This window comes from Xanthomonas sp. 3498 (assembly GCF_014199795.1).
In the GTDB taxonomy this organism is placed as follows: domain Bacteria; phylum Pseudomonadota; class Gammaproteobacteria; order Xanthomonadales; family Xanthomonadaceae; genus Xanthomonas_A; species Xanthomonas_A rydalmerensis.
This window is the reverse complement of sequence record NZ_JACHOH010000001.1, coordinates 1,058,830-1,071,672: the sequence shown is the minus strand read 5'-3', so window position 1 is coordinate 1,071,672 and position 12,843 is coordinate 1,058,830. Positions and strand designations below refer to the sequence as shown.

Genomic DNA, 12,843 nt, shown 5'->3' with positions numbered 1-12,843 from the left:
TGAGTCGGCATGTTAAGGAAGCCGTGCACAAAAGCCGTCGTGCACCGCAGCACGTGGTAATGCCGTGCCGCACAAGAAAAGCGTGGTCGCGCCGCGTTGCGGATTGATGGCGTTGGGTATCGAGGATGTTGCACTGCGATGCATGCCGTTCATGTGCGCGTGGGTGTCCACCGGTGGCGGTGGTCAATGCCCGCGGTGCGCTGCGCGTGTCGGCGAGGAGACCATACGGAAAGCGCACACGTGTACGCGCGGCGCGAGGGCGCCTCCCATCGCTTTACGCCGTCATCTCGTAGGAGCGGCTTCAGCCGCGACGGGCTTTACCGGGAACGCCGTCGCGGCTGAAGCCGCTCCTACAACAAAAAAAAAGGGCGTGGCCGCGAGGCCACGCCCTTCCTGGTGCACACCCGCCGCCGCGATCAACGGCCGAACAGGCGCAGCCCCTCCACGCGCGTGCTGAAGCGCGCGCTGTTGTCGCTGGGATTGGCATCGGCCGAGGTCGAGCCGGCGCTGGCGCCGATCACGATCTGGCGGTCGGCCGGCAGCGGCCGCGTCGCCAGGCTCAGGCGGAACGCGGCGCTGGCGCCCGGCGCCAGGTCGGCGCCGCTGCGGCACTGGAAGCGCGCGCTGCGCAGGCCGTGGTTCTGCCGCACGCACTGCCAGCCGCGCGGCGGCACCAGCGCGGTCAGGGCGGACAGGGTGCTGCCGTCGATCTCCAGGCTGGCGCCCTGCACCGGCGCATTGCCGTGGTTGCGTACGTTGATGCGGTAGTCGGCGAAGAAGGCCAGGAACGGCAGGGTGGTCGGGCCGTCGATCGACACCGCCAGGTCGCCGGCCGGACGCGCCTGCACCGCCACCGTGGCGCTGCCGCCGTTGTCGCCGGGGTTGGGGTCCTCGGTCTGCGAGGCCACCGACGCGGCCAGGCTCAGGCTGCGCCCGACCAGGGCGGCGCCGGCCGGCACCGCCACGTCGAAGCGCGGCGTAGTGCCGGCAGCGAACTGCGCGGTGCTGCAGGTCACCACGGTCTGCGCGGCCACCTCCGGCGCGGCGCAGTCCCAGCCCGGGGCGGCGGTGACGCTCGGGACCACTGCTGCATCCAGGGCGAAGGCGACCGCGGCGGCGCGCGCCGCGTCCGGACCGGCATTGGCCAGGGTGATGCTGTAGCGGATGGTGTCGCCGGCGTAGACCGAGGCGTTGGCGGCGCTCACACGCAGGCTCAGGTCGGCGCGCTCCAGCGGCTTGAGCTTGATCAGCACCACCGCCGGGTCGTGGTCGGACAGCCGCGCCGGCGAGTTGGCGTCGTTGCGGGCCACGGCTGGGAAGTCGGCATTGAGCCGCGCATGCGCCTCGCTGAGGCCGGCGATCTGCGCCGAGCGCATCAGCGCGCGGTTGGCCAGGATGTGGTCCAGCGACTGCACATTGCCGTTGTAGGCGTAGGAGTAGCTCTGGTCCGGCGTCGACAGCAGGGTGAGGTTGTACAGCGCCGGATCGACCAGGGTAGCGCCGTCGCCGCCGACCACGGTCTGCGCGTCGGGCGCCGGCAGGCCGGTGACGGTGCCCATCGCATCGACGTAGCCGTCGTTGAACTCGAAGGCGTTGAAATCGCCCATCACCAGCAACTGCTCGCTGGGATCGGCGGCCTGGCGCGCCTGCAGCAGGTTGGCCAGGAACACCGCCTGCGCCTGGCGCTTGGCGCGGATGCGCTGGCCGCTGGCGTCGTCGGTTTCGGCGCCGTTGAGCGAACGCTGGTGCACCTCGACCACGGTCAGCGGCAGCGCGCGGCCGTCGGCGAAATGCACCACCGCCTTCAGCAGCAGCGGCGGACGGTCGTTGAGCAGGCTGACCGTGCCGCCGGGCTCGGTCCAGGTGGCGGCCTTGCCTTCCTGGCTCACCGAGACCACCTCGACGCGGGCGATGCCGGCGCCGACCTGCGCGGTCTTGACCAGGAAGCCGACGTCGATGCCGCCCACGTCGTTGCCTTCCTGCAGGTAGGCCACGTACTGCGGATCGGGCTGGCCGGCGGCCACCGCGTCGCGGTTGACGCGCTCGGCCAGGGTCTGCAGCACGCTCAGGTTCTCGATCTCCACGGTGCCGAGGATGTCGGGCGTGTTGAGGTAGTTGCGGATCGCCAGCGAGGCCTTGTTGAGGCGCGCCTGGTAGGCGGCCGCGGTCAGCACCGGTTCGCCGATCGCCGGATCGTTCTGGTCGTCGAAGAAGCGCTCCATGTTGTAGGTGGCGATGTTGACGTCGTCGGCCTGCGGCGCCGGGGCCGGCTTGGGCTGGTCGGCGCCGTCGCACTGCACGCTGGGCGCGGTTTCCGGGTAGATCGTGTAGCGGCGGAAGCTGTAGTCCAGCGGGCCGCTGACGCCGAGCACGGTGCAGCCGGCGGCCACGTCGATACGCTCGCCGCCGAGGCCGGCGCTGCCGACCGCGATCACCTGCGGGCTGGTATTCCAGCGCGGCACGTCGCTTGGCGAGCCGGCCGGCAGTGCGTCGGGCTGCTGCACGCCGGCGGTGCGCCAGGCGCGCGGTAGGCCGGTGACCACGGCATGGAACACGCCGTTGCTGGTGGCGCTTGCGTTGGTCTCGTTGACGTTGCCCAGGGTCGGCGTGTTGACGGTCAGGCTGGGCACGCTGACGCGCATGCCTTCCAGGCGCTCGAGTTGGTCGTAGGCGCCGTTCGGGTCGGGGAAGCGGGTGGTCAGCTCGACCGCGGCCGGCAGCGGATTGCCGGTGGACTGCAGCAGCACCGTCGGCGCGCTCAGTTCGGTCAGCGGCGGCTGGCTGGGGTCGGTGCTGGGCACGTATTCGACCACCGTGGCCTGCACCCGCACCGCGTTGCCCACCGCGGCCTCGGCCGGCGGCGCGCTGCCGGTGTAGACGTAGATGCCTTCGGAGGTCAGCGGGTCGGCGTCGGCCTGGGCGTCGGGCGTCTGCAGGAAGAAGCCGGCGCTGCGCCGCGCGGTGACGACGCCGCTGGTGGCGACCACCTGGCCGACCAGCGGCGAGCGCGCGCCGCTGCCCTGGATGCTGTGGATCGGCACCAGGTTGAAGTCGTCGTTGAGGATCACCCCGCTGGCGGTCAGCGAGGACGGCAGCGCGCCGCTGATCCCGCTGATGTCCAGGTAGAAGGTCTCGTCGGGTTCGTTGCTGGTGTCGCCGTTGACCAGCACGCGCACCTCGGCGCTGCTCTCGCCGGCCGGGATGGTCACCTGGGTCGCGGCCAGCGCCTGGTAGTCGCTGCCGGCGGTGGCGGTGCCGTCGCGGGTGGCGACGGTGAAGTTCACGCCGGCGCTGCCGGCCGGCTGGCTCAGCGTCACCGTGAACACGAACGCGGTGCTGCCGCTGTCGCCCTCGGCGCGGCTGACGTTGGCCACGCTGGCCACCGGCTGGTTGCCGCCGCCGCACAGGCTGACCGGCGCGGCGCTATTACGCGGGGTCGGCGCGCCGGTGGCGAAGTCGGCGTTGTTGTTGTCGCTGTCGCTGCAGCCGCCGTTGCCGCGCAGCACCGCCAGGGTGTTGCTGGGCGCGGCGGTCGGGGCGCTGCCTTCGGCGCAGCTGGCGCTGCTGCCGTAGCCGACGAAGTCGGCGTTGCTGGCCGGACAGGCGCCGCTCAGCGCGGCGCTGCTCTTGCTCAGCGCGATCTTGCCGGCGGTGCCGCTCATGGCGATGGTGCCGGTGGCATCGGGCGTGGGCAGCGCGGCGCTGCCGCCGCTGCCGTCGGCCTGCTTGACCAGGTAGTAGCCGCCCGGCGCAATGCTGCCGCTCAGCGTAGTGACCTGCCAGCTGCTGCCGGCGGCCGAGGCGTACTGCACCGACCAGCCGGCCAGGCTCACCGCCTCGCTGCCGTTGTTGTGCAATTCGACGAAATCGCTCTTGTAGGTGGCGCCGCTGTTGCCGCCACCGCCATAGACCTGGCTGATGACCACCTGCGCCTGGGCGTACCCGGCACACCCCAACGCGCACGACAACACTGCAGCTCGAAGCAGCATGGTTCGCATGAACAAGATCTCCCCAATCCTTGAAGACGTGGACTCAAGAGTGGCTAACGAAACGTCGCGAGCAGTCGCCAGGTGGGTGCGGACGGCGCGGAGGAACCGCAGTGTGCAAGTGGCACATGAGGATTCCGAGCACCGGCCGCGCCTGCCTGGTGGCTGCGCAGTCCTTTTGTCAGCCGCTCTTACGCAGATGAACCGACGGCGCCCCCAGCGCCGCCGATGATTGTGCCGGAGTTTGACAACGGGTGCTGACCAATGTGTGACATTCGTCGCTGCGGTACCCTTGCCGGCCCGGAACGCCCCTGCCGCCCATGCCCGTCGAACAGAACCAGCGCCCGCTCGAAGCCGGCATCCATACCGACCTGGAAGGCCGCCTGACCTACGGCGGCTATCTGCGCCTGGACCGGCTGCTGTCGGCGCAGCAACCGCTGTCGAACCCGCCGCACCACGACGAACTGCTGTTCATCGTCCAGCACCAGACCTCCGAGCTGTGGCTGAAGCTGCTGGCGCACGAGCTGGGCGCGGCGATCGCGCACCTGCAGCGCGATCAGGTCTGGCAGTGCCGCAAGGTGCTGGCGCGCAGCAAGCAGGTGCTGCGCCTGCTGACCGAGCAGTGGTCGGTGCTGGAGACCCTGACCCCGTCCGAGTACATGGGCTTTCGCGACGTGCTCGGCCCGTCCTCCGGGTTCCAGTCGCTGCAGTACCGCACCATCGAATTCATGCTCGGCAACAAGAACGTGCAGATGCTGCCGGTGTTCGACCACGACCCGCAGGGCCAGGCGGCGCTGCAGGCGGTGCTGGAAGCGCCCAGCCTGTACGAGGAGTTCCTGCGCTACCTGGCCCGCTTCGGCCATGCGGTGCCGGCGCCGTACCACGCCCGCGACTGGCGCCAGCCGCATGTCAGCGACCCGCTGCTGCGCCCGGTGTTCGAGCGCATCTACGAGAACACCGACCGCTACTGGCGCGAGTACGCGCTGTGCGAGGACCTGGTGGATCTGGAAACCCAGTTCCAGCTGTGGCGCTTCCGCCACATGCGCACGGTGATGCGGGTGATCGGCTTCAAGCGCGGCACCGGCGGCTCCAGCGGCGTCGGCTTCCTGCAACAGGCGCTGGCGCTGACCTTCTTCCCGGAACTGTTCGAGGTGCGGACCTCGGTGGGGCTGGAGAGCCGGGACCAGGGACTGGGGACCCGGGACCCGGGGGCGTCGTCGCAAGTTCCATAGTGGAGCGAGAGGGCAGGCGCCGCTTTGCATTGCTGCGCTGCATCGTATTGCCGCTGTTGCCGTTGCCGTGCGCCACGCAGATGCCGGCGTACAGCGGTTGCTTGTGTGGCGCTCTATCGCCGCGATCCATCCGTCCTCGTGCGGCCGCTTTTCCGGGTCCCGGGCCCCGGGTCCCGAGTCCCGGCTTCTCCACGCATTTGACGCCACGGCGTCGCTCGGTGATCCTCGCCCGTTGCCCGGCCTGGCCGGACGCACCGCCCCAGCCCATCCTGAATACGCAAGGGAACACCGCATGAGCGTTGACGTCGTCGCGTCGAACCACCCCGCCTCACCGCAGCCGCCGTCAGCGCAACCGCCCGAATTCAAGACCCTGCTGGGTCATCCGCGTCCCCTGTGGATGCTGTTCATGACCGAGTTCTGGGAGCGCTTCGCGTTCTACGGCATCCGCTGGGCGCTGGTGCTGTACATCGTGGCGCAGTTCCATGGCGGCCAGGGTTCGGGCCAGGCCTCGGCCAGCGCCACCTACGGCGCGTACCTGGCGCTGGTGTACGCGGCGGCGATCTTCGGCGGCTACATCGCCGACCGGGTGCTCGGCTACCAGCGCTCGATCCTGGTCGGCGCCGCGGTCATGGCCGCCGGCCTGTTCCTGATCTCCGTGCCCAACCCGCAGATCTTCGAACTGGGCCTAGCCACCGTGGTGGTCGGCAACGGCCTGTTCAAACCCAATATCTCGACCATGGTCGGCAAGCTGTACAGCGTCGCCGATCCGCGCCGCGACAGCGGGTTCACCATCTTCTACATGGGCATCAACCTGGGCGCGATGATCGCGCCGTGGCTGACCCAGCAGCTGGCCGAGAAGGTGTTCGGCACCGAAGCGATGCCGTCCTACAAGATGGTGTTCATCGCCTCGGGCATCGGCATGCTGATCAGCCTGGTGTGGTTCTGGTTCGGCCGCCGCCAGCTCAAGGGCATCGGCGCGCCGTTGCCGGGCGGTGCCGGCGGCATGCGCGTGGTCTACGTGCTGCTGGGCATGCTGGTGGCGATCCCGGCGGTGTACCTGGCGCTGGCCGCCGGCGCCGAAGTGCTGCAGTGGATCCTCAGCACCATGTTCGTGGCCCTGGCGGTCATGCTGCTGGTGGAGGGCATCCGCAACGGCAAGGTGGCGCGCGACAAGGTCATCGCGATGCTGATCATCTTCGCCTTCAACGTGCTGTTCTGGATGTTCTTCGAGCAGGCCGGCAGCTCCTTCACCTTCCTCGCCGACGAGATCGTCAACCGCCAGTTCGGCGACTGGACCTTCCCGACCGCGTGGTTCCAATCGGTCAACTCGCTGGCGATCATCACCCTGGCGCCGCTCATCGCCTGGATCTGGGTCAAGGCCGGCCGCTTCAATCCGTCGATCTCGCGCAAGTTCGCGCTCGGCCTGATGTTCAACGGCCTGGCCTTCCTGTTGCTGATGTTCGCGCTGTCGAGCCTGGTCAACGACGCCGGCAAGATCCCGTTCTGGACGCTGTTCATGGTCTACGTCATCCAGTCGGTGGGCGAGCTGTGCCTGTCGCCGATCGGGTTGTCGATGGTGACCAAGCTGGCGCCGCTGCGGCTGGTCGGTTTCGGCATGGGCGGCTGGTTCCTGTCCACCGGCATCGGCAACAACCTGTCCGGCATCTTCGCCAGCCATGTCAGCGGCGAAGGCGGCATGACCGTGTCTTCCGCGCTGGGCGGGTATACCTTCGGATTCTGGGCGCTGCTGGGCGCCGGCGTGGTGCTGTTCCTGATCGCGCCGTTGATCAGCAAGCTGATGCATGGTGTGAAGTGAGGACGTGGCAATGCTGATGAACAAGACGATGTGCGCTGCCCTGGTGGCGGTGCTGGCGCTGAGCGGTTGTGGCCAGACGGCGGCACCGCCCGATGCGCCGGCGCCGGCCAAGCCGCTGGATACCTCGGTGCAGAAGCCGCCGGTGGCCGATCCCAACCAGCCGGTGGCCTCGGGCAATACGCCGGCCGCCGCCGACATCGCCGCGGCCAAGGCGCTGGGCGCGCAGTTCGATCCGCAGCGCAACCCGGCCGACGACCTGGACACCGCCATGGTCGAGGCCAAGCGCGGCGGCAAGCGCATCCTGCTCGACGTGGGCAACGAGGCCTGCGACTGGTGCCACACCCTGGACACCTTCATCGAGGGCGATGCGGAACTGCGCAGCTTCCGCGACGCCAACTTCGTCTGGGTCAAGGTCAACGTCAGCGACGCCAACAAGAACGAGGCGTTCATGGCGCAGTACCCGAAGATCGTCGACTTCCCGCACCTGTTGGTGCTCGATGCCGACGGCAAGCTGCTGCATTCGCAGGTGGTCGGCGACCTGCAGAAGGACAAGGGCTACGACCGCAAGAAGTTCTCGGACTTCCTCAAGCAGTGGGCGCCGCCGAAGCCCTGAGCGGCGGCGGCGCGCGCTTTTCGTAGGAGCGGCTTCAGCCGCGACCGGGCTTTCCCAGTAATGCCAAGTCGCGGCTAGAAGCCGCTCCTACAGCGTTTAAAGGCGCGCAGTCCGCGCGCCCCGGCGCCTCAGCGCCCGGTCATGCTCGGCAGGCCCTCGGCCGCCAGGCGGTCGATCAGCCGGTTCAGCAACCGCTGCTCGTCCTCGCTGAAGGGTGCCAGCAGGCGCCGTTCGCACTCCAGCACCATCGGCGCCACCACCTGGTACACCTCCACCCCGGCCGAGGTCAGGTGCAGCACCGAGCGGCGGCGGTCGTCGCCATGGGTCTCGCGCTGGATGAATCCGCGCTCCAGCTGCCGCGCCACCGCCCGGCTCACCGCCACCTTGTCCATCGCGGTGCGCTCGGAGACCTCACCGGCCGACAGCCCCGGGTACAGCGCCAGCACCGCCATCACCCGCCACTCGGTCACCGCCATGCCGTAGCGCTCGCCGTAGACGCGGGCGATGTTGCTGCTGATCCGGTTGGACAGCACGCTGATCCGGTACGGCAGGAACCGTTCCAGATCCAGGGAGGGCGAGTCGGGCGTGGGAGCGGGCGTGGCGATCGTCATGCTGCATTGCACCTTGCTGGTGGTTTCACTTGTAACTACAACGGAGGATACTACGGCCATTCTCGCGAGTCTGGCGTCCGTCCGCACCCGAAATTTCGGCCGGCCGCCGCGACCCCCGTCCTCCAGGAGACGCGTCATGAGTGCACAACCGCAACATCCGTCGCAGCCCGCCAACCTCGGCATGCAGGTCACCACCTTCGAGAACCCGATGGGCATCGACGGTTTCGAGTTCGTGGAATTCGCCGCGCCGGCCGGGCAGGGCGAGCAGTTGCACGCGTACTTCCGCAGCATGGGTTTCACCGCGGTGCTGCGCCATCGCCAGCGTGCGATCACCGTGTACCGCCAGGGCGGGGTCAACTTCCTGGTCAACGAGGATCCGGATTCGTTCGCTGCCGATTTCGCCGCCGCGCATGGCCCCTGTGCCTGCGGCTTCGCGATCCGCTTCCAACACCCGGCCGACGAAGTGTTCGCCAAGGTGCTGGAGAACGGTGGCGAAGCCATCGCCGACAAGGCCGACACCCGCGCGGTGCCGGCACCGGTGGTCAAGGGCATCGGCGACTGCATGCTGTACCTGGTCGACCAGTACGGCGAGAAGGGCTCGGTGTATACCGAGTTCGAGCCGGTGCCCGGCGCCGACCAGCACCCGGCCGGCTTCGGCCTGACCTTCATCGACCACCTGACCCACAACCTGTACTTCGGCAACATGCAGCGCTGGTCGGATTACTACGAGCGCCTGTTCAACTTCCGCGAGATCCGCTACTTCGACATCAAGGGCGCCAAGACCGGGCTGGTGTCCAAGGCGATGACCGCGCCGGACGGCGTGGTACGCATCCCGCTCAACGAATCGTCGGATCCGAAGAGCCAGATCAACGAGTACCTGGACGCCTATCGCGGCGAAGGCATCCAGCACATCGCCTGCTTTACCGACGACATCTACGAAACGGTCGAGCGCATGCGCGCGGCCGGCGTCGCGTTCCTGGATACGCCGGACACCTATTTCGAGGTGATCGACCAGCGCATTCCCAACCATGGCGAGGACGTGCCGCGGCTGGCGCGCAACAAGATCCTGATCGACGCCGACACGGAGACCAAGCAGCGCAAGCTGCTGCAGATCTTCACCCAGAACTGCATCGGCCCGATCTTCTTCGAGATCATCCAGCGCAAGGGCAACGAAGGCTTCGGCGAAGGCAACTTCAAGGCGCTGTTCGAGAGCATCGAGCGCGACCAGATGAAGCGCGGCGTGCTCTGACTTCGGGTTTTGACAACAGGTTTTGACAGCGAGCGGACGCTGACAGCGCATCGCGGAGACTTCCGACAGCCGGTGTAGCCCCTCTCCCACCGGGAGAGGGGTTGGGGTGAGGGTACGGTAAAGATCATGACGATCAAGCCGCCTTTACCCACAGCCACGCTGACACACGCACGCCAGCTACGTCGCACCATGACCGATGCCGAGCGCGCACTGTGGAGGTCTCTGAGAAGTGGGCAGTTGCAAGGTTTCAAGTTCCGGCGGCAGTACCCGATCCCTCCCTACATCGCTGATTTCTGCTGTGTGTCAGCAAAGCTGATTGTCGAAATCGATGGTGCGCAACACACCGAACCACGCGATGTCACAAGAAGGCGTTGGCTCGAATCGCGAGGCTGGCGGATCGTTCGCTTCTGGAACAACGATGTGCTGCTTTCGAGAGATGCCGTGATCCAGGCGATTTGTGACGCGACCGGGGCGCCGTACCCTCACCCCAACCCCTCTCCCGGTGGGAGAGGGGCTTGATACCCAAGGCTCAAGCATATGCATGACCATCATCGCTACATGTCCGGCTTCGGCAACGAATTCGCCACCGAGGCGGTGCCCGGCGCGTTGCCGGTCGGGCAGAACTCGCCGCAGCGCGTGGCCCACGGCCTGTACGCCGAGCAGTTGTCGGGCACTGCGTTCACCGCGCCGCGCGGGGTCAACCGCCGCAGCTGGCTGTATCGCATCCGCCCGGCGGTACTGCATGGCGGCTTCGTCGCCTACGAGCGCGCCGGCGCGTTCCACAACGATTTCCAGCGCGGGCCGGTGCCGCCGGACCAGTTGCGCTGGAGCCCGTTGCCGCTGCCGGAAACGCCGGTGGACTTCGTCGATGGTCTGTACGCCATGGCCGGCAACGGCTCGGCCGAAGCGCAGCACGGCGTGGCGGTGCACCTGTATGCGGCCAACGCCTCGATGCAGGGACGTTTCTTTTACAACGCCGACGCGGAAATGCTGTTTGTGCCGCAGCTCGGCCAACTGCGCCTGTGCACCGAACTGGGCACGCTGGAGGTCGCGCCGCAGGAGATCGCGGTGATCCCGCGCGGCGTGCGCTTCCGCGTGGAGCTGCCCGACGGCAACGCGCGCGGCTACGTGTGCGAGAACTTCGGTGGCCTGCTGCGGCTGCCGGACCTGGGGCCGATCGGCGCCAACGGCCTGGCCAACCCGCGCGACTTCCTGACCCCGGTGGCCGCCTACGAGGAAGACGAGGGCGAATTCGAAATGATCGCCAAGTTCCAGGGCCACCTGTGGCGCGCGCCGATCGGGCATTCGCCGCTGGACGTGGTCGCCTGGCACGGCAACTACGCCCCGTACAAGTACGACCTGCGCCGCTTCAACACCATCGGCTCGATCAGTTTCGACCATCCCGATCCGAGCATCTTCACCGTGCTGACCGCGCCCAGCGACACGCCCGGGACCGCCAACATGGATTTCGCGATCTTCCCGCCGCGCTGGCTGGTGGCGCAGCACACCTTCCGGCCGCCGTGGTTCCACCGCAACGTGGCCAGCGAGTTCATGGGCCTGGTGCACGGCGTCTACGATGCCAAGGCCGACGGCTTCGCCCCGGGCGGCGCGTCGCTGCACAACTGCATGAGCGGACACGGGCCGGACGCGGCCACCTTCGACAAGGCCTCGCAGGCCGACCTGTCGCGCCCGGATGTCATCGCCGACACCATGGCCTTCATGTTCGAGACGCGCGCGGTGCTGCGCCCGACCGCGCAGGCGCTGGACGCCGCGCACCGCCAGCGCGACTACCAGCAGTGCTGGCAGGGCCTGCGCCGGCACTTCCGCGCGCCCTGAGCACGCGCCGGCGCGGCCGCGCCGCTCAGGCTGTTGCCGTTGCCGACGCTGGCACCGCCATGGACGGCGGCGCTGCGTTCAGGCGGCCTCCGCCGCGGCCGTCAGCGCGCCGTGCAGCGATGCCGGCAGGATCTCCACCACGCGCTCGCGGATGCGCTGCGCGTAGCGCTCGGAGGTCATCTCCGGCATCGTGCGCAGCACCAGCGCGATCGCGCGCAGGGTGTCGTGTTCCTCGCGCGCGGCGCGCAATTGCGACTGCAGGGCAGGCGAGGCCGGATGGCGCTGCAGTTGCAGCAGGTCCAGCAGATACATGCGCGCATTGAGCAGCGCGCGGCGAGGGTCGGCGGGTGGGGGCGGCGCGCTTGCCGCCACCGGCGCGGCGGCGACGCTGCGGCCGTCGTCCAGGTAGCCCTGCTGCAGCAGCGCTTGCACGATCGCATCGGCACCGCGTCCGCCCAGCGTGGCCAGTTCCTCGATGCTGCGCTGGCCGTCGGCCAGGATCAGCACGCGTCGCTGGCGCATGTCCAGCGGCGCATCGTGCGATTGCAGTGCCGCAAGGGCGAGGGCGGTCTTGCGCGGATGCATGGCGGCGGGGTCGGTAGGCGCGCAGTTTGGCTCGCGGCGGTGAAATGCCGATGACAGGTGCGATGCGCTGGCGTGTCGGTCCCGGTAGCCGCCTTGCCATCGACTTGATCGAACGCTTTTTCCGGGATGCTGCGCCTGCGCGGTAGCGCATCGCGGCAGTGATGCCGTGCAGCGCGATGGCATGCACGCTAGCCTATGCGCTGGTCCAGCGAGGAAGTGCGATGAAGCCGATTCAACCAGGCGTGGCGGTGTTGCTGCTCGCGCTCGTGGCCTGCGACCGGCAGCCGCCCGCGCCGCCGGCCACGCCTCCTGCACCATCCGCGCCGGCGCCCGCCGCGGCCGACGATGGCGCCTTGCCGCCGCCGGACATCGACCAGCCCGACGGCGACGTGCCGCCGGCGCAGGCGCCGGCCTCGGCGCTTCCGCCGGACCTGGCCGCGGGCGACCGGCAACTGGCGCGCATCGACGGCTACGGCGATCTGCGCCTGGGCATGCCAGTGGCGCAGGCGCGCGCCGCCTGGGGCGGCGAACTCGATGGCCAGCCCAGTGCCGGCAGCAGTTGCTACGTGCTGCGTCCGCGCTGGGCCAAGGACAACAACCAGTTCGGCCTGATGGTCGAAGGCGACAAGCTGGTGCGCTACGACGTGCGCACCGCCAAGGAAACCGCACCGGGTGGCGGCAAGGTCGGCATGGACCTGGCGCAACTGCGCGCGCTGTACGCCGGCCGCCTGCAGGAGCAGCCGCACAAGTACGTGGAGGGCGCCAAGGTGCTGCGCGTGCGCGGCGAGGCCGGCCAGCCCGGTGTGCTGGTGTTCGAGACCGACGCGGCCGGCAAGGCCGTCGCCTGGCGCGTGGGCCTGCCGCCGCAGGTGGATTACGTGGAGGGGTGTGGCTGAGGTGCGGGGATTGGGGAGT

Annotated in this window: 10 protein-coding genes and 1 other RNA gene; 7 read left to right on the top strand and 4 right to left on the bottom strand. The window is 68.8% G+C overall.

Going from position 1 to position 12,843, the window contains the following annotated elements:
* Positions 1–416 precede the first annotated feature (416 nt).
* Together GGR66_RS04255 and GGR66_RS04250 are read right to left on the bottom strand one after the other, a co-directional pair.
* Positions 417–3,998: a lamin tail domain-containing protein gene (locus GGR66_RS04255; RefSeq protein WP_184447469.1), complete on the bottom strand. Its 3,582-nt coding sequence runs from the start codon at positions 3,996–3,998 to the stop codon at positions 417–419.
* A 42-nt stretch (positions 3,999–4,040) separates the two neighbouring features.
* A non-coding RNA gene (locus tag GGR66_RS04250) (sX9 sRNA) lies at positions 4,041–4,116 on the bottom strand.
* 190 nt (positions 4,117–4,306) lie between these two features.
* On the opposite strand from GGR66_RS04250, the gene GGR66_RS04245 reads away from it, so the two are divergent.
* The 3 genes from GGR66_RS04245 (at position 4,307) to GGR66_RS04235 (ending at position 7,647) form a co-directional block, all read left to right on the top strand.
* A complete protein-coding gene (locus GGR66_RS04245) occupies positions 4,307–5,218 on the top strand; it encodes a tryptophan 2,3-dioxygenase family protein (RefSeq protein ID WP_184447319.1) in 912 nt (303 codons plus the stop codon).
* Positions 5,219–5,510: 292 nt separating this feature from the next.
* Positions 5,511–7,034, top strand: a complete 1,524-nt coding sequence (locus tag GGR66_RS04240) for an oligopeptide:H+ symporter (RefSeq protein WP_184447318.1) — start codon at positions 5,511–5,513, stop codon at positions 7,032–7,034.
* 10 nt (positions 7,035–7,044) lie between these two features.
* Positions 7,045–7,647, top strand: a complete 603-nt coding sequence (locus tag GGR66_RS04235) for a thioredoxin family protein (protein ID WP_160969331.1) — start codon at positions 7,045–7,047, stop codon at positions 7,645–7,647.
* Between the two features lie 128 nt (positions 7,648–7,775).
* On the opposite strand, the gene GGR66_RS04230 is transcribed toward GGR66_RS04235, so the two are convergent.
* A complete protein-coding gene (locus GGR66_RS04230) occupies positions 7,776–8,258 on the bottom strand; it encodes a MarR family winged helix-turn-helix transcriptional regulator (protein ID WP_184447317.1) in 483 nt (160 codons plus the stop codon).
* A 181-nt stretch (positions 8,259–8,439) separates the two neighbouring features.
* Here GGR66_RS04230 and hppD point away from each other — a divergent pair, with 181 nt between their 5' ends.
* From hppD to hmgA, 3 genes are all read left to right on the top strand, one after another.
* Positions 8,440–9,507, top strand: a complete 1,068-nt coding sequence (gene hppD, locus GGR66_RS04225) for a 4-hydroxyphenylpyruvate dioxygenase (RefSeq protein WP_184447468.1) — start codon at positions 8,440–8,442, stop codon at positions 9,505–9,507.
* A 126-nt stretch (positions 9,508–9,633) separates the two neighbouring features.
* A complete protein-coding gene (locus GGR66_RS04220) occupies positions 9,634–10,026 on the top strand; it encodes a DUF559 domain-containing protein (RefSeq protein ID WP_184447316.1) in 393 nt (130 codons plus the stop codon).
* Positions 10,027–10,044: 18 nt separating this feature from the next.
* Positions 10,045–11,343 carry a homogentisate 1,2-dioxygenase gene (gene hmgA, locus GGR66_RS04215; RefSeq protein ID WP_184447315.1) on the top strand — a complete coding sequence of 433 codons (1,299 nt, stop codon included), beginning with the start codon at positions 10,045–10,047 and terminating at the stop codon, positions 11,341–11,343.
* Positions 11,344–11,421: 78 nt separating this feature from the next.
* Here hmgA and GGR66_RS04210 read toward each other — a convergent pair whose 3' ends face one another.
* A complete protein-coding gene (locus GGR66_RS04210; RefSeq protein ID WP_184447314.1) occupies positions 11,422–11,928 on the bottom strand; it encodes a hypothetical protein in 507 nt (168 codons plus the stop codon).
* Between the two features lie 221 nt (positions 11,929–12,149).
* Here GGR66_RS04210 and GGR66_RS04205 point away from each other — a divergent pair, with 221 nt between their 5' ends.
* Positions 12,150–12,824, top strand: coding sequence for a lectin (locus GGR66_RS04205; RefSeq protein ID WP_255421566.1), 675 nt, complete (start codon positions 12,150–12,152; stop codon positions 12,822–12,824).
* Positions 12,825–12,843: the final 19 nt, after the last annotated feature.